This window comes from Devosia enhydra, from assembly GCF_900119845.1.
In the GTDB taxonomy this organism is placed as follows: domain Bacteria; phylum Pseudomonadota; class Alphaproteobacteria; order Rhizobiales; family Devosiaceae; genus FPKU01.
On record NZ_FPKU01000001.1, the window covers coordinates 862778 to 887017 of the forward strand.

Genomic DNA, 24240 nt, shown 5'->3' on the forward strand with positions numbered 1-24240 from the left:
GATCAGCGCTGGGCGATCGGGGTATAGTCGCGGGCAGTGGCGCCGTTATAGAGCTGGCGCGGGCGACCGATCTTCTTCTGCGGGTCGGCGATCATTTCCTTCCACTGGCTGATCCAGCCAACGGTGCGGGCCACTGCGAACAGCACGGTGAACATCGAGGTCGGGAAGCCGATCGCGTCCAGGATCACGCCCGAGTAGAAATCGACGTTCGGATAGAGCTTGCGCTCGACGAAATATTCGTCCTCGAGCGCAATGCGTTCCAGTTCCTTGGCAACCTGCAAGGTCGGGTTGTTCTCCACGCCCAGGATGTCGAGCACGCGGGCCGCCGTCGCCTGCATCACCTTGGCGCGCGGGTCGTAATTCTTGTAGACGCGGTGCCCGAAGCCCATCAGGCGGAACGGATCGTTCTTGTCCTTGGCGCGGCGGATATATTCGGGGATCCGGTCGACGGTGCCGATCTGGCGCAGCATGTTGAGCGCCGCTTCATTGGCCCCGCCATGCGCCGGGCCCCAGAGGCAGGCCACGCCCGCTGCGATACAGGCGAAGGGGTTGGCATCCGAAGAGCCCGAGAGGCGCACCGTCGAGGTCGAGGCGTTCTGCTCGTGATCGGCATGCAGCGTGAAGATCAGGTCCATCGCCCGGGCGATCTCGGGGTCGACCTTGTATTCTTCCGCCGGCACCGCAAAGCACATGTGCAGGAAGTTCGACGCGTAATCGAGATCGTTGCGCGGATAGACGAAGGGCTGGCCCACCGAATATTTGTAGGCCATCGCCGCCAGCGTCGGCAGCTTGGCGATCATGCGGATCGAGGCGATCTCGCGCTGCTGCGGGTCATTGATGTCGGTGGAGTCGTGGTAGAACGCCGCCATGGCGCCAACCACGCCGGTCAGCACCGCCATCGGATGTGCATCGCGACGGAAGCCGCGATAGAAATAGTGCATCTGCTCATGCACCATGGTGTGGCGCGTCACGCGCTGGTCGAAATCGGCCATCTGGGCCTGGTCCGGCAGTTCGCCATACAACAGCAGGTAGCACACTTCGAGGAAGTTGCTCTTGTCGGCCAGCTGTTCGATCGGGTAGCCGCGATAGAGCAGCTCGCCCTTGTCGCCGTCGATATAGGTGATGGCGCTGTCGCACGCCGCGGTCGAGGTGAAGCCGGGATCGTAGGTGAACAGACCGGTCTTGGCATAAAGCGATCGGATATCGATGACGTCCGGTCCCACGGTTCCGCCCAGAACGGGGAATTCGTAGGTCTTCTCGCCTATCGTCAGTTTCGCCATGGTTTCGGTCATATCGTTCTCCTTGCGGCGCGGACGTCCGATCAGACGGTCTGACAAGACGGAGCCGACGGTGGAAATCAGGCAGAAAAGCCTGAGTTGGCGTATCCCATTTGGCCCTTCTGCGCAACAAATGGGCGAATAAAGCTGACCTATCTTACTTGAGATTGATCGCCGATACGGGCCAGCGACTCGGCCTTGCCAATCAGCACCATCACCTCGAAAATGCCCGGTGAGACGGTCCGTCCGGTCAGCGCGGCGCGCAGCGGCTGGGCCACCTTGCCCAGTTTCAACCCCTTGTCCTCGGCAAAAGCCCGCATCGCGCCATCGATGGCCGGCACCTGCCAGTCCTCGAGCCCGGCGAGCACGCTCGCGGCCTCCCCCAGCATCGCCCGCGCCTCCGGGGTGAGTTGCTGCGCCGCAGCTGCGTCGGGCGTGATCGGCCGCACGGCATAGATGAACTGTGCCAGGTCGATGAGTTCGAGAATGGTCTTGGCGCGCGGCTGCAGCTCGGGCAGGGCGGCCAGAACCGTGTCGGCATTAGCGCTCAACCCCGCAAAATCGCTTGAGCGACCGACCTCGCGAGCGGTTTCGAGCATCACCTTGTAGAGCCGGTCGGGGTCGGCGGCGCGGATATAGTGGCCGTTGATGTTCTCGAGCTTGACGAAATCGAACCGCGCCGCGCCCTTGTTGAGCCCGTCGAGATCGAACCACTCAACCATCTGCTCGGTCGAGAAGATCTCGTCGTCGCCATGGCTCCAGCCGAGCCGGGCGAGGTAGTTCCTCACCGCCTCGGGCAGGTAGCCGAGCTGGCGATAGGCCTCCACACCCAGCGCGCCGTGGCGCTTGGAGAGCTTGGCGCCGTCCGGCCCGTGGATCAGCGGAATATGGGCCATCTCCGGCACGTGCCAGCCCATGGCGTTGTAGATCACGATCTGCCGGGCCGCATTGGTCAGGTGATCGTCGCCACGCATGATGTGGGTCACGCCCATGTCGTGGTCGTCAACCACCACGGCATGCATATAGGTCGGCGTGCCGTCCGAGCGCAGGATGATGAAGTCGTCGAGGTTCTCGGCCTTGAACACCACCTCGCCCTGCACATGGTCATGCACCACGATTTCGCCGGTCTGCGGCGCCTTGATGCGGATCACCGGCGCCACGCCGGCCGGAGCTTCCGAGGGGTCGCGGTCGCGCCAGCGCCCGTCATAGCGCGGCGGCTTGCCGGCCGCGCGGGCCTCTTCGCGCATCTGCGCCAGCTCGTCCTGCGAGCAGTAGCAGTAATAGGCCTTGCCGCGTGCCAGCAGTTCGTGTGCCACCTCGGCATGCCGGGGCGCGCGCGAGAACTGCATATAGGGCTCGCCATCCCAGTCGAGCCCGAGCCAGCGCAGCCCGTCGAAAATCGCCTCCACCGCTGCGTCCGTCGATCGCTCGCGGTCGGTATCCTCGATGCGCAGCAGGAACTTGCCGCCGGTTTTTCGCGCATAGGCCCAGCAGAACAGGGCCGTGCGTGCCCCACCGATATGCAGGTAACCGGTGGGCGAAGGGGCGAAGCGGGTAACGACTGTCTGTGCCATGAGTGCTGGAAGCTGTCCCGAAAAAGGCCTGCCGTTTCCGGCTTGGCGGGGTTGCGCGGCCGTGTGTAGCATGACGGGCGGCAGGCGCAAGGGCAGCGCCGAGCCCAACACCGAGGGCAAGGCAAGTACGGGTGGGGGCCCGTGGTTCATGACCGATGATCGCACCGATCTGGCCCTGCCCGCGCCCCCGCCGCCAGCGCTGCGCTCGGACACGACCGCTCCGGTGCTGCGAAACCCTCTGCGCTTTCCGACATCGGCGCTCAGGCTGCGCCGGCGCACGCTCGGGCTCGGCGCCGCCTGCACCGCGGCGCTCGATGCGCGGCGGCTCTTTTGCCTCGTTCCCTTCGCGCTGCTCGCCGGGCTCATCATCTACGCTGCCCTGCCGGTGGAGCCAGCACCATGGGCGCTGCCCACAGCCGCGCTCGCTGTCGTCCTGCTCGCGCTCTTCCGTCTCATCCCGACGCGGCCTGCGGTTCTCACTCTTTCGGCCGCTTTCGGCTTTGCCCTCCTGCCGCTCCATGCGGCTCTGTTCGCCACCCCCATGCTCGCCTTTCCGGCCTATGGCGCCTATGAGGCGACGATCGACGAGATCCTCTCCGAAAGCCAGACCGAGCGACGGATGATCGTGTCCGCGATCACCCCCATCGATGGCGCCCGCCCGCTCGACATCCGCCGCGCCCGCATCTTCGCCGCCGCCGACACGCCGCTGCGCGCCGGCGATCGCATCGCCGCAAATTTTCGGCTCGCGCCCGTACCCGGCCCGGTCCTTCCCGGCGCGTTCGACGCCGAGTTTCATGCTTATTTCGCCGGCATCGGCGCTTATGGCACCGTCACCAGCGATCTTCGGCGCATTGCGCCGGCCGAGGGCTTCGCCTTATCCCGCGCGGTCGATGAGTTGCGCCGCAGCATTGGCGAGCGGATTTCCAGCGTCCTCAGCGGTCCGGCCGCCGCCATCGGCTGGGCCATGGTCGTGGGCGACCAAAGCTTCATCAGCGACGAGGTGCGCGAGGTGATGGCCGCCTCGGGCCTCGCGCACATCTATTCCATCTCCGGCCTCCACCTCTCGATCGTCGCGGGCGGCGCCTTCTGGCTGTTGCGGGCCGGTCTCGCGCTCTGGCCGGCATCGGTCGGCTGGCCGATCAAGAAGATCGCGGCGGTCGCCGGCCTGCTCGCCGCTTCCGCCTATCTCATGCTTGCCGGCGGCCCGGCCAACATCCCCGCCTTCCGGTCCACCCTCATGCTCGGGCTCATTTTCGGGGCCGTTCTGGTGGGCCGTCGCGCCCTCACCATGCGCAATGTCGCCATCGCCGCGATCGTCATCATCCTCATCGATCCGCCCAGCATTTTTCGCCCCAGCTTCCAGCTGTCCTTTGCTGCCGTGGTCGCGCTCATCGGCGCCTATGAACTGCCCCGCCAGCCGCGCGAACGGGCGAGGGGCATGCCGTCGCGCATGGCCGGCGCCATATGGGCCACGGCGCTCACCAGCCTCGTGGCCGGGCTCGCGACGCTCCTGTTTTCGGCCTATCATTTCCAGCAGACCGCGCCCCTCGGGGTCGTCGGCAATCTCATGATGCTGCCGGTTCTGACCTTCGTCATCATGCCCTTCGGCGTGCTCTCGGTGCTGGCTATGCCGCTCGGGCTCGATCCGTTCCTGTTGCCCATCATGGGCTGGGGCATTGACCGCATGCTCGATATCGCCACGCTCGTCACCGGCTGGAGCGTGGGTCTCGAGCAGAACCCGATCCTCGCGCCCGCGGCTCTCGTCATCGGCTTTGCCGCGCTCGGCTGGTTTGCCTTCTTCCCGGGCTGGTGGCGCCTGGCAGGGCCGGCATTGGCCGTGCCGCTGATCGCGTTTTTCGGCTTTGATCAGCGGCCCGATGTCATCATCGCCGATTCCACCCAGGCCATAGCGGTCCGGGCTGGCGAAACCTATGGCCTCCTGGCCGGCCGGACGGGCAGTTTTGCCGTCGATGTCTGGTCGGATCATTATCGGCGCGACATCGACGCCCAGCTGTCGGGCGCCCGCTGCGACGCGACCGCCTGCCTGCATGACGGCCCGCAGTTCCGCACCGCGCTTGTCCTCGGCTCAGATGCGTTCTCAGAGGATTGTGCCTGGGCCCACCTCATCGTCACGCGCCTGCGGGCCCCGATGTTCTGCGCGGCTCCCGTCGTCATCGATGCCGGCGCCATCGCGCGGGGCGGGGTGCACTGGCTGCGCTGGAGCGGAGACGGCTTTGAAATCCGCACCGCGAGGGTCGCCACCAGCCGCCCCTGGCGCGCTGATCTGCGCTGATACCAATAGCGGCACCGCCAGTCTGCGGGGCGCCACATGTTCGGCCGCTCCGCGCCATTGGCACGTCGGACTCAAGATCCGCTGGCAACACCATCCCAATCGCAGGCTCACCCTTCCGGGGTGTCTCGAGTCGAAGGGACCCGCCCGCCCGCCCGCAATGGCAGGAAAGTCTTTACAGCCGCGGGATGGGATCGGGCTGTCCGGGCACGTCCACGTTCAGTGCAAAAATGCTGCCCGCATGCGGCTGCTTTTCCAGGTCTTCGGGCGAAAGGCCCTCCCGCGCCGTCGTGACATAGAGCGTGCGCAGATCCGCCCCGCCGAAAGCCGGGCAGGTGACATTGCTGGCGGGCACCTCAACCACGCGATCGATGCTGCCATCGGGCGCGTGCCGCACCACGCAGCCGCCGCCCCACCGCGCGCTCCAGAGATATCCCGCCGAATCGACCACCGCGCCATCCGGCTTGCCGCGATGGCCGTCGGTCGAGGCGAAATCGCGCCAGGGGCCCACCGGCTTGCCCGTCTCGGGATCGAGCGGCGCAGACCGGATCACGCCGGTCTCCGTATCGGTGAAATATCCGATCCGCCCGTCTGGTGAAAAGCAGATGGCGTTCGGAATTGTGATGTTGGCGATGATCGTTTCGATCTGCCCGTCGCGATACCAGTAGATCGCGCCGGCACCCGGATCGGCGCCGCCGCGTCGGCTCATCGTGCCGATCCACCAGCTGCCCGAGGGATGCAACCGGCAGTCATTGGAGCGATTGCCGTCGCGATCGGCCTCGATCGCGATAACCCGCTCCGCCGTGTCCCGCGGCATGCTGAACCGGTAGACACCGGAAGCCGAGACGATGGCCAGATGATTGGCATCGAGCGCCGCACCCGCGCTCACCGGTTCGTCGAAGGTGAAGCGATCCACCATGTGACCGTCCGGCCGCGCCGAATACAGGGTCTGGTTGACGATGTCGAACCAGAAGAGGCGTCCAACCATGCTGTTCCAGAACGGACCCTCGCCCAGTTCGCACCGGCAATCGACGAACAGTTCCGCAGTGCTCAACTTGCCTTCTCCGCGTCATAGGCCTCGACGGCGCGGCGCGCCCGGTCGGCGATTTCATCGAACCGCATGCCCGGCTTGTAGAGATAGGTGCCCAGCCCGAATCCGGCACATCCTGCCGCGAAGAACTCGCGGAAATTGTCCGGGTTCGCCCCGCCCACGGCATAAAGCGGCACCTTGGGCGGCAGCACCGCCTTCATCGCGCGGATGCCCTTGGCGCCCAGCACTTCGGCGGGAAAGAACTTGAGCCCGTCGGCTCCGGCGCGCAGCGCGGCGAAGGCCTCCGTAGGCGTCAGCACGCCGGGATAGGAAGCGAGCCCGCGTGCCTTGGTGCGCCCGATGACATCGGCATTGGTATCGGGAGAAACAACGAAGCTGCCACCGGCATCGGCCACCGCATCGGCACCCTCGGGGGTGAGCACCGTACCGGCCCCGATCCTTGCCTGCGTGCCAAAATGGCGCGCCGCAGCCGCGATCGATTTCAGCGGCTCGGGCGAATTGAGGGGCACCTCGATGAGCCCGATGCCGGCCCGGACCAGCACGTCGCAGACATTGATGGTCTCGGCCGGGGTGATGCCGCGCAGGATCGCGATGATATGACGATGCTCGATCATAGGAGTTCCCTTGCTGCCCTGAGCCCGGCCAACGTGCAGTCGGTGGCATCGACGATGCGGCTCTTCCGCCCGATCGCGGCAAGCCCCCGGCCATAAAGCGCGCACAGCGCGGTGCTGCCGATCAGCGGTACCTCCTCATCGCCTCCCCAGTTGCGGAACCCCGCAATCTCGGTGCCGATGAGAAGCCCCGACAGGAAGCCCCGGCACCATGAGGGCGATTTGCCCGAAAGCAAGGCCCCGGTGCGCACGCGAAAGAGGCTCGACAACAGCCGTTCCGGCCGCGCCAGCGCAGCCTCGACCCCGTCGTCGAAACCGGCCTCACGCTCGCTTTCTACCACGTCGCCGGCCAGCGAATGGCGCAGAACCGTGTGCTGGGCGAGCGCCTCGAACACTTCTCCCGTCATCGCAGAGCCAAAGCGGGTCAGCCTGCGCCCGTCGAGCTCGGCCCATTTGCAATGGGTGCCGGGCAGAACCGCGAGGCCGGAAAACCCCGGCAGCAGCCGCGAGAGGCCGAGAAGCTGGGTCTCTTCGCCGCGCATCACATCTTCGCTGCCCACGCCCTTGTGGCAGACGCCGGGCTGGATGCGCGCGCTCAGGCCCGGCCTCGTGCCTAGGGGTTCGACCGCCGAGAGCGCCAGCCCGCCCAGTTCGGCAGGCACCTCAAGATAGGGGGCTTCCCGCCAGCCCTGCCGCGCTCCTGCCATGCCGCAGATCAGCACCTCCAGCGGGGCGCCGGCGGGGATGGCCATGTCGGTCAGCAATAGATCGAGAGCGGCGGGGTAGGCCTCGGGCGTAAGCCGCGCCATGCCCGCCTCGGACCGTGCGGACGCCACGATGCCGCCATCGGCCGATACGCCCCAGGCGCGGACATTCGACGTTCCCCAATCCACCGCCACCCAGGCGACCGATTCCCCCATAGCGCTCCTCCCCAGGCCGAAACCGCCAGGACCCTAGATCATTTCGTCTACCGGTTGAACGCGGAAACGCCCAATCGCCGCGCGATCTCGAAGCCTTAGTAGCGGCGCAGCAGGCCCACGAGCCGGCCCTGCACCTTGACGCGATCCTGAGGGAAAATGCGCGTCTCATAGGCCGGATTGGCAGCCTCGAGCGCGACCGACTGCCCCTTGCGCCGCAGGCGCTTGAGGGTTGCTTCCTGATCATCGACCAATGCCACGACGATCTCGCCGGTCACCGCCGAATCCTGCTTCTTGATGATGACGGTATCGCCATCGAAGATGCCCGCATCGATCATCGAATCGCCGCGCACTTCGAGCGCGTAATGATCCCCGCCGCCGAGCATTTCGGGCGGCACGCCGATGGTGTGGCTGTGGCTCTGGATCGCCTCGATCGGCGTGCCCGCCGCGATCCTGCCCATTACCGGCACCATCACCGGGCGCCCGCTGTCATCGGGCGATGGGGCAGAGCTGACCGCGGCCGGCCGCGGCGGCGGCGCAGCCACGCGCCCCAGCGTGCCCTCGATCACGCTCGGCTCGAACTTCGCCTTGCGGCCGCCCAGCGATGGATTCATCGAATCGGGCAGGCGCACCACTTCCATCGCCCTGGCCCGGTTGGGCAGGCGCCGGATGAAGCCGCGCTCCTCGAGCGCCGTGATCAACCTGTGGATGCCCGATTTCGACTTGAGGTCGAGCGCATCCTTCATCTCGTCGAAGGATGGCGGAATGCCGCTCTCCTTCATGCGCTCGTGGATGAACATGAGCAGTTCGTGCTGCTTGCGCGTCAGCATTTCGGACCCCCGGCGCAGATTCGGAACAAAGACTGAACGTTTATAGGTGTTCCAGTTCTGTTCTGCAACCGATGATCTTATCCTTCGTCAAGAAGAACGAAGCGCCGGGCCACCATATGGTGCGAAAGGCTGCGGGCCGGCACGCGCCCCGGCACCAGCATGTCGGCAAGGCCGGCGCTGTCGGGCAGCAGGGAGGCATCGACCAGAACCGTGGAAAAGCCTGGCCGCAGGCCCATTCTTGCTTCCTCCACGAGGCTCCAGAGCCGGCTGCGCAGGTCGAGCGCGGCCTCGCAGGCCGGACAGGCCGCGCCGCCCTCATGCGCATGCGGGGCGGAAAGCCTGAGTACGGCGACGCCGGGCCCGCCCACCAGTGCCGGCCCGCCATCGACGATCTTGACGCCGATTCGCTGCGGCAGTCCGTCGCCGCGTTCGGCTCGGAGCGGGCTCAAGCGGCCTTCTCCACCGCGCCGGGGATGTAGTTGAGCACCGGACCGAGCCAGCGTTCCACCTCTGCCACCGCCATGCCCTTGCGGCGTGCGTAGTCTTCCACCTGGTCGCGTTCCACCTTCGCCACGCCAAAGTAGTAGCTTTCGGGATGGGCAATATAGAGGCCCGAAACCGATGATCCCGGCCACATCGCATAGCTCTCCGTGAGCCGCACGCCCACCGCGCGCTCGGCATCGAGCAGGCGGAACAGCGTCGTCTTTTCGGTGTGGTCGGGCTGGGCGGGATAGCCCGGGGCAGGGCGGATACCCGAATAGGGTTCCCCGATCAGCTCATGGGGCGCATAGGCCTCGTCCCGCGCATAGCCCCAGAGCTCGCGGCGCACGCGCTCATGCATATACTCGGCCAGGGCTTCGGCGAAGCGATCCGCCAAGGCCTTGACGAGAATGGAGGAATAATCGTCATTGGCCTTCTCGAAGCGCTCGGCGATCGCCACCTCCTCGGGCCCAGCCGTCACCACGAACCCGCCGACATGATCCTGCTTGCCGCTGTCGCTGGGGGCGACGAAATCGGCCAGCGCCATATTGGGCTTGTCGCCGGTTTTGGAGAGCTGCTGGCGCAGGGTGAACAAGGTGGCGAGCGGGGTCTGCCGCGCCGCGTCGGCGTAAAGCGCGATGTCGTCGCCCACCGCATTGGCCGGCCAGAACCCGACCACCGCCTTGGGCCTGAACCAGCCTTCCGCGATGATCCTGCCCAGCATCTCCTGCGCATCGGCAAAAAGCTGGCGCGCCGCAGCGCCCTGCGCCGGATCGTCGAGAAGCTTGGGGTAGACGCCCTTCATCTCCCAGGTCTGGAAAAACGGCGTCCAGTCGATATAGCGCGCGAGCGTCGCAAGATCGAAATTCTCGAACACCTTCGTGCCGAGAAAGCTCGGGGCAGGGGGCGCATAGGCGCTCCAGTCCGGCACGAAGCGGTTCTCGCGGGCTCGCGCCAGCGGCAGCCGCTGCTTTTCGGCCTCGCTGCGCGCATGCCGCTCGGCCACCTGCCGATATTCATCGCGCACAGTGCGGGCATAGTCGGCTTTTGCATCGGGCGAAAGCAGGCTCGAGACCACGCCAACGGCGCGGCTCGCATCATTGACATAGACCGTCTGGCCCCGCCGATAGCGCGGATCGATCTTGACGGCCGTATGCACGCGGCTCGTCGTCGCCCCGCCGATCAGAAGCGGGATGGCGAACCCCTCGCGCTCCATTTCGCTCGCCACATGCACCATTTCATCGAGCGAGGGGGTGATGAGGCCGGAGAGCCCGATCACGTCCACCTTCTCGCGCCGCGCCGTCTCGAGGATGGTCTGGCTTGGCACCATCACGCCCAGATCGATGATCTCGTAATTGTTGCAGGCGAGAACCACGCCCACGATGTTCTTGCCGATGTCGTGCACGTCGCCCTTCACCGTTGCCATCAGCACCTTGCCGGCGCTCTGGCGGCCCGATGCGTCGCCATTGGCGGCCTTTTCGGCCTCCATATAGGGCATGAGATAGGCCACTGCCTGCTTCATAACCCGGGCCGATTTCACCACCTGGGGCAGAAACATCTTGCCGGCGCCAAAGAGGTCGCCCACCACGTTCATGCCGGCCATCAGCGGGCCTTCGATCACGTGCAGCGGGCGCTGCGCGGCCTGGCGCGCTTCCTCCACGTCGATTTCGATGAACTCGGTGATGCCGTTGACCAGCGCATGGGTCAGGCGTTCGCCCACCGGCCGCTCGCGCCAGGCCAGGTCCTTGCCGCGCGCTTCCTTGCCGGCCGTGCCCTTGTACTGCTCGGCGAGGTCGAGCAGCCGCTCGGTGGAATCGCTGCGCCGGTTGAGCACCACGTCCTCGCAGGCCTCGCGCAGGCCCGGCTCGATGGTGTCATAGACCGCGAGCTGGCCTGCATTGACGATGCCCATGTCCATCCCCGCCTGGATGGCGTGGTAGAGGAACACCGCATGCATCGCCTCGCGCACCGGCTCGTTGCCGCGAAACGAGAAGGAGAGGTTCGAAACGCCGCCCGAAATATGCACATGGGGCAGGGTGGCCTTGATGCGCCGCGTCGCCTCGATGAAGTCGACACCGTAATTGTCGTGCTCCTCGATCCCCGTCGCCACCGCGAAGATGTTGGGATCAAAGATGATGTCCTCGGGCGGAAACCCGACCGCATCGACCAAGAGCCGATAGGCGCGGGTGCAGATTTCCACCTTCCGGGCCTCGGTATCGGCCTGGCCCTTTTCGTCGAAGGCCATCACCACCACCGCCGCGCCATAGCGCCGGCAGAGTTGCGCCTGCGCGAGGAAGGCTGCCTCGCCCTCCTTCATCGAGATGGAATTGACGATGGCCTTGCCCTGCACGCATTTGAGCCCGGCCTCGATCACCTCCCATTTGGAGGAATCGATCATGATCGGCACGCGTGCGATATCGGGCTCGGCGGCCAGCAGGTTGAGGAATTCCGTCATCGCCTTCTTGGAGTCGATGAGGCCTTCATCCATGTTGATGTCGATGATCTGCGCGCCATTGTCGACCTGGTCGCGCGCCACCTCGAGTGCCGTGGCATAGTCCCCGCCGGTGATGAGCTTGCGAAACCGGGCCGAGCCGGTAACATTGGTGCGCTCGCCCACATTCACGAAGGGAATTTCATCGGTCAGAGTGAAGGGCTCGAGCCCCGCAAGGCGCAGCCGCGTCTCGATCTCGGGAATGGCGCGAGGCGGGTAGGGGGCCACTGCCCGCGCGATCGCTGCGATGTGTTCGGGCGTCGAGCCGCAGCAACCGCCCACGATGTTGACGAGGCCTTCCGCCGCGAATTCGGCGATCTGGGCCGCCATGAACTCCGGGCTCTCGTCATACTGGCCCATCTCGTTGGGCAGGCCGGCATTGGGATAAGCGCAGATCAGCGTGTCGCAGACGCCTGAAAGCTCGGCCAGATGCGCGCGCATGGCGCTGGCCCCGAGCGCGCAATTGAGCCCGAAGGTCACGGGGCGCGCATGGCGCAGCGAGTGCCAGAAGGCCGTCGGGGTCTGGCCCGACAGCGTTCGACCCGAAAGATCGGTGATCGTGCCCGAAATCATGATCGGCAGGCGCAGCCCACGCGCCTCGAACTCGGCCTCGGCGGCAAAGAGCCCGGCCTTGGTATTGAGCGTATCTGTGATGGTCTCGAACAGCAGCAGGTCCGACCCGCCCTCGATCAGCCCCGCGATCGCCTCGCGATACGCCACCACAAGATCGTCGAAGCTGATCGCCCTGTGGCCCGGATTGTTGACGTCCGTCGACATCGAGGCCGTCTTGGTGGTGGGCCCCAGCGCGCCGGCCACGAACCGCCGCCGCCCATCGGTCGCCTCGGCGCGGCGGGCGGCGCGCACTGCCACTTCGGCGCCGGCCTTGTTGAGCTCGAACACCAGCTCTTCCATCCGGTAATCGGCCTGCGCCACCGAGGTCGAGGAGAAGGTGTTGGTCTCGAGAATATCCGCGCCCGCAAGCGCATAGGCCAGGTGCAGGTCTTCGATTGCCTGGGCCTGCGTCAGCACCAGAAGGTCGTTATTGCCACGCACCGGCACCGGCCATGCGGCAAAGCGGGCGCCGCGGAAATCCTCCTCCTCGAGCCGCAGCTTCTGGATCATGGTGCCCATCGCGCCGTCGAGAATAAGGATCCTCTTTTCGGCTGCGGCCTTGAGCGCAGCGGCGACATCGCTTGTCGATGGGCGTGCGGCGGCGTCGGTCTGGGGCATGGCAAGGTCCTCGGCTAGCCGCGCCATCACGCGGCATACTCGCCATATAAAGATATCTTTATATGATTACCAGCCCCGACCTTGGGCGGAGCCTTGCCTGGTGGGCGACTATCCGCGCCCCCCTGAGAACCTCATGCTGAGGAGCGCAAAGGCGCGTCTCGAAGCACAAGTGTCGGGCGCGCCCCACCTGTCATCCAAGCAGAGAACAGCGAGGGCAGGGCAAGACAATCTAGCCACTTCGATACCGCGCCATGCACTCGTGCTTCGAGACGCGGCTCCGCCGCTCCTCAGCATGAGGGCGGATAGAGGGTGCCAACTGAATGAAAGTTGAGTCGCTTTCAGCCTACCCGCGACCTCCCTGAGAACCTCATGCTGAGGAGCGCCTAAAGGCGCGTCTCGAAGCACGAGGTTCGGGCGCCACCGCTGTCGTTCAGGTGCCACGAACTGACACCAAAGAAGGTGTCCGCACACAGCCCCGCCACAACCACGGCGTCATTCCGGCGAATGCCGGAAGCCAGTTTCGAATTGCGCCACCGCAGACAGAGGTCCCTGTTTCCACAGGACGACGGGGAGGGCATCCGTGGCACCGACCCGCCCAGGCCCGCGTGCCAGTCCTCCTAAAGCAGGAGCCTCCTTCACACCAACCACACCCGCAACCGACCCCCGGCAAGACCATCCAAGCGACCATAGCAGTCGGCCCGAAAGCGACAGCGAGATCCACACGCCTCACGACGCCTTTTCGATTTCGGAATGGCTCTTGAGCACCCGGTCGCCATCCTCCTGCGTGATGAGATAAGCCGGCTCGTCCTGGCTGGCCTTGCGGGTGATCTCCTTGCCCTTGATCGTGCGCGTCACGTCATCGGTGAAGCTCTCGTCGATCTTGCCCCGGGCCGTACCTTTGCCCCAGCTCCAGCTGACTTCGGTGCCTTTGCGATAGGTCGTCATCGTCGAACTCCTCGAACCATCCGCCCGATCAATGCCGCCGTGAACCACGCCGTTCCCAGCTCGAGATGATGTGTCGGCAGACCTGTCCGTGATGCCGGCGGATCGGAGTCCCGACGCAAGTGGCGCCCGAAACCTCAGATGGCCATCCGTAGCCGCGGCGCCTCCGTGTTCAAAAGCCCGCCGGCGCACCGGCGCGGCGATACGGACGCTGCAATTCCCGAGCACACCGTGCGCCTCCAGAGCACCCAAGACACCATACCCAAGCTGCGACGCCACGCTGGCGCACCCGTGCCGCCACACCCACGGCGTCATTCCGGCGGATGCCGGAATCCGGTTTCCCTTCCAAGTCCGCCAATCGCCATCCGCGCATCCCACGGGCGACCAACCACCCAACGCCACCGGCATCCATCCTCCCACGGGGCAGGCCCAGCACCATCAGAGGCGAGGGCACCACCCAAACCAACCTCCAACGCACCAGCCGACGGCCAAACCCGCCCCCAGCCAACCCACGTAGCCATTCGCATAAGATATATTATGGAACTATCCGATGCGGTAAACCCGCCGCGATACCACCATTCCGCCGATCCGCTTGCCGATCCCCGGGCCGCCTGATAGCCCGTCGTCAGTCCGCACCGAGGTCTCATTCGCCATGCAGATTAGTCTTACCGACGCCCCCGAGGATAAAATCCTCAAGGCCATCGCCGATGGGCTCACCGCGTTCAACGAGGAGGATGTCGGTCCGTCCGCGCGCCGGCCGCTCGTCGTGTCCATCACCGATGATGATGGCACGATCCTCGGCGGCATGTCGGGCTACACCGCCTGGGGCTGGCTCTACATCCAGTGGCTGTGGCTCGATCAGAGCCTGCGCGGCCAGAAGCTCGCCGGCCGCATCCTGCAGATGGCCGAGGCCGAAGCGGTCAAGCGCGGTTGCCAGGCGGCCTTCATCGATACCTTCAACCCCATCGCGCTCAAGGCCTATCAGCGCCAGGGCTACGAAATCTTCGGCGAGCTGCCCGAGTTTCCCAAGGGCCGCACCCGCACCTTCCTCAAGAAGTTCCTGCCGCCCGCCTGATGGAAATCCGCAACGGCTGTCGCTGACTAGCCTCTGGCGCCGCGCAGGCCCACCACGCAGGCCGCGATGATGATCGCGCCGCCGATCCACAGGGTCAGGCCCGGCACCTCACCGAAAAACACATAGCCGAACATCGCCGCCCAGAGCAGCGCCGTGTAGTCTACGAGCGCAAACAGCGAGGCCGGGATCATCTTGAGCGCAACGACAAACAGCAGATAGCCCGCCGTGCCCAGCACCCCGAGCGCCACCACCATCAGCCATTCGACGCCCTGCGGCATCACGAAGCCCGTCGCCATCGTCGCCGGCAGCGCAGCGGCCGCCACCATCATGGCCTGCGCAAAGGTGATCGCCGTGGCCGGCTCATCGGAGGCCTGCACCTTGAGCAGCACGATGCCGCCAGCATAAAACAATGGCGCCGCAAACGCCGCCGCCCACGCCAGCCAGCTGGTAGTCCCGCCGAGCCCAGCCTCGCTGTTGCCGAGCACGATCACCACCGATCCCACCAGCGCCATGGCCACGGCCGTCATCACCGCGCCCGTGATTGTCTCGCGCAGGAAAATCGCGCTCAGAACCCCGACATAGACCGGGCCGGTCATGGCGAGCGCCGTGGTCAGCGCGAGCGGCAATCCGCTCAGCGCGTAAAAGAACGACATCGCCGTGAGGCCCACCAGCACGGCGCGCGCGGCGTGGCGCCACAGCAGCTCCCGGCGCGGCCAGGCCTTGCGGAACGCGAGGATATAGATGCCGAGGATGACGCCCGTGCCGCCAAAGCGGAAGAACACGAGTTCCGCCGTGGGTATCGTCGGGGCCAGCGCCTTTACCACCACGTCGAGCAGCGTGAAGGCGGCCATGCCGAGCGCCGCGAGCCCCAGCGCCCGTGGCGCTGCGGCAGCCGGCCGAACCGTGGGTTTGGCGCTCACCCCGCCACCTTGCCGCCGGTCATCGGGGTCTTGACCCCGGTGGTGGTCGGAAAGCTGATCGGCAGATCGCGCAGACGCCGCACCGCCAGCAGCGCAAAGCACTCCGCCTCGATGGCATCGCCGCGCCAGCCCACCGCCTCGGCCGGAATGGCCTTTACACCCGCGCGCTGGGGCAGCAATGCCATGATCGCCGGATTGCGCCGCCCGCCGCCGCACACGATCAGCCGGTCCGGCCGGCGCGGCAGCAGGTCGAGCGCCTTGCCCACGGCGGCGCAGGTGAAGGCGGTCAGCGTCGCGGCACCGTCCGTGTCAGTCAGCCCCTCGGCCATCGCGGCCGAAAAATCGAACCGGTCGAGGGATTTGGGGAATGGCGCGGTCATGTAGCGATGCTCGAGCAGCCGTGCCAGCCGCTCTTCGTCCACCGTGCCGGCGAGCGCCAAACGACCATCGCGGTCCATTTCACCCAGGGCGCGCTCGCGCACGAAATCATTGATCGGGGCGTTGGCCGGGCCGGTGTCGAAGGCGATCACGGCGTCGGCGCCATCCCACCAGGTGATGTTGGCCACCCCGCCCAGATTGAGAACCGCCGTGTCGCCAGTCGTGCCCAGGGCGCGCAGCAGCGCCGCGTGATAGCTCGCTGAGAGCGGAGCGCCCTGCCCGCCCGATCGCACGTCGGCGGTGCGGAAATCATAGACCACTTTGGTGCCCAGCATCTCGGCCATCAGCGCGCCGTCGCCGAGCTGGCGGGTGTCGCCGATACGCGTTGCCGTCGGCGCGCGATGCAGCACCGTCTGCCCGTGAAACCCCACGGCGCCGATCTCGCTCATCCGCAGCCCGTTCGATTCCACCAGCGCCCGCACCGCCTTGGCCTGCGCCCGGGTCAGCGCCGCCTCGGCATCGGCAAATATCGCCGGCTCGGGCCCCTCGAAGTTCCAGGCGCGCGCCGCAGCCACGGTGTCCACCAGCAGCGCCCGCACATCCTCGCCATAAGGCGCCAGCGTCCACGGGCCGAATTCGGTCACCGTCACGCCGTCGGTCTTGAGCATGGCGACGTCGATATTGCCGTCCAGCACGGTGCCGGTCATCAGCCCGACTGCCCAGATGGGTTCCACCCGTTCCTCCCTCGCGGCCGTTTCGGCCGTTATGATCAGGCCTAGCGCAGGGCCTCGCCGATGATGGTGCCCACGGCTGGCCGTAGCGCAAAGATGCCGCTGTCGAAATGCCGGCTCGGATGCACGCGGTTGGTCAGAAGCGTCCAGGCCAGCCCGGCCTCAAAATCGATCCACAGCCCCGTGCCGGTGAAGCCGGTGTGGCCGATGGTTGCAACCGAACAGCTCGTGCCGCCCGACCAGCCCATATAGGGGTGCTCCCAGCCATGGGTGCGCCGCGCGGAGATCGGGGTGCGCATCAGGCGAATGGCGTTGGCCGAAGCCCTCTGCCCGTCGAGCAGCCCCTGCGCAAAATCGAGCACGCCTGCCGCCGTTCCGAAGAGCCCGGCATGGCCCGAGCCTTGGAGCGCATAGCAGTTCTCGTCATGCACCTCGCCCACCATAACCCTGCCGCGCCAGGCGCAATATTCGGTGGCGGCGGTGTCGCCCGGCTCGGGGCGCCACGAGAAGCCGGTTTCGAGCGGAAAGTCGCGGATCATCCGGCCTTCCAGCCGTTCCAGCGCGATGCCGAGCAGGATGAAATTGATGTCCGAATAGGCCGGCATGCCCTGCCGCCACTCGCGTTGCAGCACGAAGGCGCGCAGCGTCGCGGGGTCCTGCCCATAGGTATAGAGCGGCTCGACGGCGGGAAACGGCGTCTGGTGCCCCAGGCACTGCCGGAACGTCACCTGCCGTTCCCAGCAATCGGGATGATACTGGCGAAAGTCCGGAATCACGCTGGTGATCGGCGCATCGAGATCGATCCGCCCGGCATCGACCTGCGCGAGAATGCGCGTCGTCGTGAAGATCACCTTGCTCATCGAGGCGAGGTCAAACCACGTGCCTTCGCTCATCGGCCGGCTCTCGGGCACGATTTGCGCGCGCCCGGCATGACGTAGCACCCGCTGCCCATCGGCCGTCACGAGCCCGAGCACCCCACCCGGTATCCGCCCCGAGGCTATCGCGTCGGCCACGGGCGCAAATGCAAGGTCTGCGATGCTGTCGAGGGTTTTCTCAGTGGCTGTCATGCTGATCTTTTGTTGTCGTCACTTCCATCCGTATCCCGGGCAAAGGCCCCCTCACCCGGCGCTACCGCGCCGACCTCTCCCCCAAAGGGAGAGGTGAAGAGCGCCCCACTTAACCTCTCCCTTCGGGGGAGAGGTCGGCCGAAGGACGGGTGAGGGGGCCTTGCCGCTTGCGCTGACCGCCGCAATTGCGCACCCCAAACCCAAAATTCCGCAGCCAGAAATCACCATATCCACCGCTCGCCACCAAGGCCCCCTCACCCGCGACTACGTCGCGACCTCTCCCCCAGAGGGAGAGGTGAATCGGTCCCACTACCACATCCGTTCTTTACCTCTCCCTTCGGGGGAGAGGTCTGCCAATTCCGGGCCAAGGCCCCCTCACCCGCGACTGCGTCGCGACCTCTGCCTCAGAGGGAGAGGTGAATCGGTCCCACTACCCCATCCGTTCTTTACCTCTCCCTTCGGGGGAGAGGTCGGCCGAAGGCCGGGTGAGGGGGCCTTGCCGCCTGCGCTGAACCTAGCCATCCACCCCACCCATCACGCCGCCTCATACAAATGGCACGCCACATCGGCCACGCCGCCCTCGCGCCGCACAAGCGCCGGGCGGTCGGCGCTGCACACCGGCATCGCCATCGGGCACCGTGTATGGAAGGCACAGCCGGTGGGTGGGTTCGCGGGATCGGGCAATTCACCCTTGAGCACGGTGCGTTGGCGCGCCCTGCCCTCGCCCGGCCGCGGAATGGCCGAAAGCAGCGCCTGCGTATAGGGGTGGCGCGGGCTTTCCATGATCGCCTCGGCCGGCCCGATCTCGACGATCCGGCCCAGATACATCACCGCGATGCGGTCCGAAACGTGCCGGATCACCGACAGATCATGGCTGATGAAGAGGATCGAGAGTCCGAGCCGACGCCTCAGATCGGCGATCAGGTTGATGATCTGGCTCTGGATCGACACATCGAGGGCAGACACCGCCTCATCGGCCACGATCAGCTTGGGCTCGAGCGCCAGAGCCCGGGCAATGGCAATGCGCTGCCGCTGCCCGCCTGAAAACTCATGCGGAAAGCGCTTGCCGGCATCCTCGGGCAGCCCCACCAGCCCGAGCAGTTCGGCCACCCGTGCCCGCCGGCTGTCGCTCGTGCCAATGCCATGCACCACCAGCGGTTCGCCTATGATTCCGCCCACGGTGTGGCGCGGGTTGAGCGAACCGAACGGGTCCTGGAACACGATCTGCAGGTCGCGCCGCGCCGCCTTCATGCCGCTTTTAGAGAGCGTCATGAGGTCCTTGCCATCAAAGCGGATGGCTCCGCCGTCGGGCTCAATCAGGCGCAGCAGCGCCCGTCCCAGCGTCGATTTTCCGCAACCCGATTCGCCCACCACGCCCAGCACTTCGCCCGGCGCGATGGCAAACGACACTTCGGAAACCGCCTTCACCCGCGCGCCATTGGCGCCCGGATACGTCTTGGTCAGCCCCTCGACGGCGATCAGCGCAGTGTTGTCCATCAGGGTGCCGGCCTTTCCGCCGGGTTCCAGCACCGCACCTTGTGGGCCTCGCCTTCAAGCTCCGGGAGCGTCTCGGCGCACACCCCGATCATGGCGTGGCAGCGCGGGTGATAGGTGCAGCCCTTCGGCCGCTTGCCCGGCGGCGGCACCGTGCCGGGAATGGCCGGCAGCGCCGTTCCGGGCGGGTTCGAGGCAGGAATGGTGCGCAGCAGCGCCTCGGTATAGCGGTGCATCGGATGCGCAAAGAGCTGCTCGGCCGGCGCCTCTTCCACGATGCGCCCGCCATACATCACCGCCACGCGGTCGCAATAGCTCGAAACCACCCCCAGATCATGGGTGATCAGCAGCACCGCCATGCCCTTTTCGCGCCGCAGATCGTCGATGAGTTCGAGGATCTGCGCCTGCACCGTCACGTCGAGCGCAGTGGTCGGCTCGTCGGCCACCAGCAGCTCGGGGTCGCAGGCGAGCGCCATCGCGATCATCACGCGCTGCCGCTGCCCGCCCGAAAGCTGGTGCGGAAACCGCTCCAGCGCTGCCTTGGGCGAGGGTATCCCCACCCGCCCCAGCAGTTCCGCCGCCCGGTCGAGCGCGTCTCTGCGGCTGACGGGGCGATGCAGCCGCACCGTCTCGGCGATCTGGTCGCCGATGGAAAAGACCGGATTGAGACTCGTCATCGGCTCCTGGAAGATCATCGCGATCTCGTCGCCGCGCAGCGCCTCGAGCCCCTTCTCGTCGAGCCCGAGGATGTCCTTGTCCTTGAACCTGATGCTGCCGCCGGTGATCCGCATCGGCGGTTCGGCGATGAGCCGCATGATCGAGAGCGCGGTCACCGACTTGCCGCAACCGCTCTCGCCCACCAGCCCCACCATCTCGCCGGCGCCGATGGTGAGATTGACCCCCTCGAGGATCGGGCGACCATGCGCGGCGATCTCGAGGCCCTCGATGGCGAGCAGCGGCGGAAAGGAAGACGGCGTGGGCATGGTCGGTCCGGTTCGGGCTCCTCTTGATGGAGCGGGGCGGCCCGCTCCTCGATCCCCCGCATTCCGGGGGCTTTCGAGGCGCTTGCCCGAGCCGAATTTGTACCATAGCGTGAGGGTTGTCCAGACTGGTATTATGATTGGTATTAGATTGGGCTTGTGCTAGGCTTTCCTGACGCGGAGGGGTCCGCGCTTTGGCGCCGCTGCTTTCGGGTCGCGCCATGAAGCTGCACGACGAACGCTCTTGGAGGTAACATGTCGTTCAAAACGCTCACCATGTCCCTGTTCGCAGGCACCATGCTGGCTGGCGCTTCCGTCGCTGCGCCGCTGCAGGTGGCCATCGATTCCTCGCCCGCCGGGCTCGATCCGCATCTGATCACCGCCTTCAACAGCGTCGTGATCGTGCAGAACAACATCTATGAAGGCCTTACCGCCATCGCGCAGGACCTCTCGGTGGTCCCGGCCCTGGCCGAAAGCTGGACGATCTCGGAAGACGGCAAGACCTATACCTTCAAGCTGGCCGCCGGCGTCACCTTCCACGATGGCACCGCCTTCGATGCCGAGGATGTCGCTGCCTCGATCCGCCGCGTGCAGTCGGCCGATATCGCCTCCCCGCTCGCCAGCCGCGTCACGCCGATCACATCGATCAATATCGTCGACCCGCTGACGATCGAACTGGGCATGGATGCGCCCTTCGCGCCCATCCTCACCTCGCTCTCCACCGTCGCCATCGTGCCGGCCGAAGCCGAGACCAACAAGGAAGCGCTCCAGCAGGTGCCGGTGGGCACCGGGCCGTTCAAGTTCGTCGAGTGGCAGCCCAATGGCTTCATCCGCCTCGAGGCCAATGCCGACTACCGCGTGGCCGGCAAGCCGTCGCTTGAAGGCGTCACCTTCAACTTCGTGCCTGAGTCCGCCACCCGCCAGGTCGGCGTCACCTCGGGCCAGTATCACCTCCTGCCTGGCATCGATCCGGCCACGGCGCTCCAGCTCCAGGGCCAGCCCAATGTCACGGTCGAGGAAACCCGCGACCTCTCCTACACCCTCATCGGCATGAACGCCGAGCGCGCCCCCTTCACCGATGCCCGCGTCCGCGAGGCGGTCAATTACGCGCTCAACCGTGACGAGATCATCCAGGGCGCGCTGTTCGGCGCCGGCGTGCCGGCCGGCCCGCTCTCGCCCGCCCTCGTCAACTGGGCCATCGATACCTCCGAATATGCCTGCTACACGCAGGATGTGGAGAAGGCCAAGGCGCTGCTCGCCGAAGCCGGCGTCACCACCCCGGTCAAGGTCACCATGCCCGTTCTGCCGCGTCAGGACGTGCGCGACATCGCCCAGGTCGTGCAGCAGCAGCTTGCGGCCGTCGGCATCGAGGTCGAGCTTGTGAACCAGGAAATCGGCCAGTTCGTGCAGGATTGGCGCAATTCCAATTTCGACATGTTCGCCTCGGCCAATGGCGGCAGCCCCGATCCGGATGAATATTTCTACCGCACCTTCCGCACCGGCGGCTCCACCAACGTCTTCAAATACTCCGATGCCGAGATCGACAGCTGGCTCGATGCCGGCCGGTCGGAGACCGATGCGGCGGCCCGCAAGGCCACCTATGACGAGGTGCAGACCAAGCTGGCCTGCCAGGGCCCGGCCGCGCACATCGCTTATGGCAACTACTTCACGGCCGTGAACGCCGCCGTGCAGGGCTTCGAAATCTACGCCAACGGCCGCCTCACCAGCCTCGTCGACGTGACGCTCAACTGATCCTTGCGGGCTGCCATCCGCGCAGCCCGTAGCCTTCATCCGGGGCGCCCTCATCCTGAGGTGCTTTGCGCCAGCAAAGCCTCGAAGGACGAGGGTGCACCTCGCGGAACGGCCCATCCATGCCCCTGCGCTTTTTCCTCGCCCGGCTCATCGATCTCGTCGTGGTGCTGTTCGGCATCTCCATCGTGGTCTTCCTGATGATCCGCCTCATCCCCGGCGATGCGGTGGCCATCATGCTGGGCGCCAATACCGAGATCACGCCCGAAAGCATCGCCGAACTGCGCGGCCGGCTGGGGCTCGACCGGCCGATGATCGAGCAGTATTTCGTCTGGATCTCGGGCGTCCTCCAGGGCGATTTCGGCACTTCGATCTGGACGGGCCGGCCCGTCTCCGAAGAAATTGCCGCCAATATCTGGCCCACCATCGAGCTCACCCTGCTCTCGGTGCTGTTCGGCGCCGCCTTCTCCATTCCGCTCGGCGCCTTCATGGCGCAGGCGCGCGGGCGTGGCAGCGAAGTGGCTGTGCGCGTCGGGGCCATCGCCGGGCTCACCATCCCGTCCTTCTGGCTCGGCATCGTTTCCATCTTCATGGTCTCCAAGCTGTTCCCCGGCTGGCAGGCGCTCGGCTACGTGCCCTTCACGCAGGATCCGCTGGGTAATCTCTCGCGCATGATCCTGCCGGTCATCGCCCTCTCGCTGCCCATGCTCGCCAATCTCTCGCGCCTCGTGCGCTCGGCCATGCTCGATGCGCTGGGGCAGGATTATGTGCGCACGGCCAAGGCCAAGGGCGCGCCGCGCCGCGTCGTGGTCTACAAGCACGCGCTGCGCAATGCGCTCATTCCCTTCGTCACGAGCGTCGGCGTCTCGGCCGGCTATCTCCTGGGTGGCGCCATCGTCATCGAGCAGGTGTTTGCCATTCCCGGGCTCGGCCGCCTTGTGCTCGGCGCGATCTCCGAGCGCAATTACCCGCTGGTGCAGGCCACCATCCTCGTGATGACGGCCGGCTTCGTCATCGTCAATTTCCTCGTTGACCTGCTCTATGCGGTCATCGACCCCCGGATTTCGCGGCGATGATTGCGTTTTTCCGCCAGAACAAGCTGCTCACCTTCGCGGCGGTGTTCGTCGCCATCCAGGTGCTGCTCGCCATCTTCGCGCCCATCGTCTCCCCGCACGATCCCTTCGTGCAGGTCATGGTGCAGCGCATGAAGGGCCCCAACGCGCTCAACTGGCTCGGCACCGATCAGCTCGGGCGCGATGTCTTCGCGCGCATTCTCTATGGCTACCGCACCTCGCTGCTCACCTGCCTGGCCGCCGTGGTCATGGCGCTCCTCGCCGGCGGCTCGCTCGGCATGCTCGCCGCCTATTATCGCGGCTGGTTCGATCGCATCGTCATGCGCTTCATGGATGTGCTCTTCGCCTTCCCCATCATGCTGCTCGCCATCGCGGTCATCGCCGTGCTCGGCCCCAACATGTGGAGCGCGGCGATCGCCATCGCTATCGTCTACACGCCCATCTTCGCGCGCCTGCTGCGCGGGCCGGCCCTCGTCATCTGCGAGAGCGAATATGTGCTGGGCGCCAAGGCGATCGGCGCGGGCGACATGCGCATCATCTTCCTGCACCTTTTGCCCAACATCGCCTCGGTGGCGCTGGTGCAGACCTCGCTGCTGCTCTCGGCCGCCATCCTCGTTGAAGCCTCGCTGTCCTTCCTCGGCCTCGGCGCCCAGCCGCCCGTGCCCTCGCTGGGGCTGATGCTGTCCGAAGGCCGCAATTTCCTCCTGCTCTCCCCCTGGCCTGCCGTCTTTGCCGGCTTCGCCATCCTCTTCCTCTCCTTCGGCTTCAACCTCCTGGGCGACGCCCTCCGCGACACCCTCGACCCCCGCCTGAGAGGACGCGATTAAGGTCTGCCCGCATCCCCGCTCCACCGACGGTGCCATCCCCACGCTCACCCCCTGCGTCATTACCGCCCCGCCCACGGGGTCATTCCCGCGAAGGCGAATGCAGTTCTGGGATCGCGGCAAGCCGCAGCGAGCCTGGCAAGGCCCCCTCACCCGGCGCTACGCGCCGACCTCTCCCCCAAAGGGAGAGGTAAAGGGTGCCCCTCAATTTAATCGCGCACTGTTCCAGCGGCCCTTGCACCACCTCTCCCTTCGG

At 66.2% G+C, this 24240-nt stretch carries 19 protein-coding genes; 5 read left to right on the plus strand and 14 right to left on the minus strand.

Annotated elements, in window-relative coordinates; all coding sequences use genetic code 11:
- Positions 1-2 precede the first annotated feature (2 nt).
- Together gltA and gltX are read right to left on the minus strand one after the other, a co-directional pair.
- Positions 3-1292 (minus strand): citrate synthase, encoded by a 1290-nt coding sequence (gene gltA / locus BT183_RS04220; protein ID WP_072339310.1) that lies wholly within the window; start codon positions 1290-1292, stop codon positions 3-5.
- A 137-nt stretch (positions 1293-1429) separates the two neighbouring features.
- The gene (gene gltX / locus BT183_RS04225) at positions 1430-2851 is read right to left on the minus strand and encodes a glutamate--tRNA ligase (protein WP_072339312.1); all 1422 of its coding nucleotides are present in this window, start codon (positions 2849-2851) and stop codon (positions 1430-1432) included.
- A gap of 70 nt (positions 2852-2921) precedes the next feature.
- Here gltX and BT183_RS04230 point away from each other — a divergent pair, with 70 nt between their 5' ends.
- Positions 2922-5144 (plus strand): ComEC/Rec2 family competence protein, encoded by a 2223-nt coding sequence (locus BT183_RS04230; RefSeq protein ID WP_072339313.1) that lies wholly within the window; start codon positions 2922-2924, stop codon positions 5142-5144.
- A 172-nt stretch (positions 5145-5316) separates the two neighbouring features.
- On the opposite strand, the gene BT183_RS04235 is transcribed toward BT183_RS04230, so the two are convergent.
- The 7 genes from BT183_RS04235 to BT183_RS04265 form a co-directional block, all read right to left on the minus strand.
- Positions 5317-6195: an SMP-30/gluconolactonase/LRE family protein gene (locus BT183_RS04235; RefSeq protein WP_072339315.1), complete on the minus strand. Its 879-nt coding sequence runs from the start codon at positions 6193-6195 to the stop codon at positions 5317-5319.
- Positions 6192-6806, minus strand: coding sequence for a 2-dehydro-3-deoxy-6-phosphogalactonate aldolase (locus tag BT183_RS04240; RefSeq protein WP_072339317.1), 615 nt, complete (start codon positions 6804-6806; stop codon positions 6192-6194). The genes BT183_RS04235 and BT183_RS04240 overlap by 4 nt, the downstream gene beginning before the upstream one ends.
- Entirely contained in the window at positions 6803-7723 is a 921-nt protein-coding gene (locus BT183_RS04245; protein WP_072339319.1) for a 2-dehydro-3-deoxygalactonokinase, read from the minus strand. Before BT183_RS04245 ends, BT183_RS04240 begins: the two co-directional genes overlap by 4 nt.
- A 95-nt stretch (positions 7724-7818) precedes the next feature.
- Positions 7819-8550, minus strand: a complete 732-nt coding sequence (lexA, locus tag BT183_RS04250) for a transcriptional repressor LexA (RefSeq protein WP_072339321.1) — start codon at positions 8548-8550, stop codon at positions 7819-7821.
- Between the two features lie 77 nt (positions 8551-8627).
- On the minus strand, positions 8628-8999 hold the full coding sequence (locus BT183_RS04255; RefSeq protein WP_072339323.1) for a hypothetical protein: 372 nt from the start codon (positions 8997-8999) through the stop codon (positions 8628-8630).
- A complete protein-coding gene (gene metH / locus BT183_RS04260; RefSeq protein WP_143145656.1) occupies positions 8996-12751 on the minus strand; it encodes a methionine synthase in 3756 nt (1251 codons plus the stop codon). Before metH ends, BT183_RS04255 begins: the two co-directional genes overlap by 4 nt.
- A 726-nt stretch (positions 12752-13477) precedes the next feature.
- Entirely contained in the window at positions 13478-13696 is a 219-nt protein-coding gene (locus BT183_RS04265; RefSeq protein WP_072339326.1) for a hypervirulence associated TUDOR domain-containing protein, read from the minus strand.
- Positions 13697-14345: 649 nt separating this feature from the next.
- On the opposite strand from BT183_RS04265, the gene BT183_RS04270 reads away from it, so the two are divergent.
- Positions 14346-14768, plus strand: coding sequence for a GNAT family N-acetyltransferase (locus tag BT183_RS04270; protein ID WP_072339328.1), 423 nt, complete (start codon positions 14346-14348; stop codon positions 14766-14768).
- A gap of 26 nt (positions 14769-14794) precedes the next feature.
- Here the strand turns inward: BT183_RS04270 and BT183_RS04275 are convergent, their stop codons facing one another.
- The 5 genes from BT183_RS04275 to BT183_RS04295 form a co-directional block, all read right to left on the minus strand.
- Entirely contained in the window at positions 14795-15688 is an 894-nt protein-coding gene (locus tag BT183_RS04275; RefSeq protein ID WP_072339330.1) for a DMT family transporter, read from the minus strand.
- Positions 15685-16800: an anhydro-N-acetylmuramic acid kinase gene (locus BT183_RS04280; protein WP_072339332.1), complete on the minus strand. Its 1116-nt coding sequence runs from the start codon at positions 16798-16800 to the stop codon at positions 15685-15687. Before BT183_RS04280 ends, BT183_RS04275 begins: the two co-directional genes overlap by 4 nt.
- Positions 16801-16841: 41 nt before the next feature.
- Positions 16842-17864, minus strand: coding sequence for a serine hydrolase domain-containing protein (locus BT183_RS04285; protein ID WP_072339334.1), 1023 nt, complete (start codon positions 17862-17864; stop codon positions 16842-16844).
- 534 nt (positions 17865-18398) lie between these two features.
- Positions 18399-19361, minus strand: a complete 963-nt coding sequence (locus BT183_RS04290; RefSeq protein ID WP_072341509.1) for an ABC transporter ATP-binding protein — start codon at positions 19359-19361, stop codon at positions 18399-18401.
- Positions 19361-20341 carry an ABC transporter ATP-binding protein gene (locus BT183_RS04295; protein ID WP_072339336.1) on the minus strand — a complete coding sequence of 327 codons (981 nt, stop codon included), beginning with the start codon at positions 20339-20341 and terminating at the stop codon, positions 19361-19363. The genes BT183_RS04290 and BT183_RS04295 overlap by 1 nt, the downstream gene beginning before the upstream one ends.
- Positions 20342-20593: 252 nt before the next feature.
- On the opposite strand from BT183_RS04295, the gene BT183_RS04300 reads away from it, so the two are divergent.
- The 3 genes from BT183_RS04300 (at position 20594) to BT183_RS04310 (ending at position 23987) form a co-directional block, all read left to right on the plus strand.
- Entirely contained in the window at positions 20594-22090 is a 1497-nt protein-coding gene (locus BT183_RS04300; protein ID WP_072339337.1) for an ABC transporter substrate-binding protein, read from the plus strand.
- 119 nt (positions 22091-22209) lie between these two features.
- Positions 22210-23163: an ABC transporter permease gene (locus BT183_RS04305; protein ID WP_084603244.1), complete on the plus strand. Its 954-nt coding sequence runs from the start codon at positions 22210-22212 to the stop codon at positions 23161-23163.
- Positions 23160-23987 (plus strand): ABC transporter permease, encoded by an 828-nt coding sequence (locus BT183_RS04310; RefSeq protein ID WP_072339339.1) that lies wholly within the window; start codon positions 23160-23162, stop codon positions 23985-23987. The genes BT183_RS04305 and BT183_RS04310 overlap by 4 nt, the downstream gene beginning before the upstream one ends.
- Positions 23988-24240: the final 253 nt, after the last annotated feature.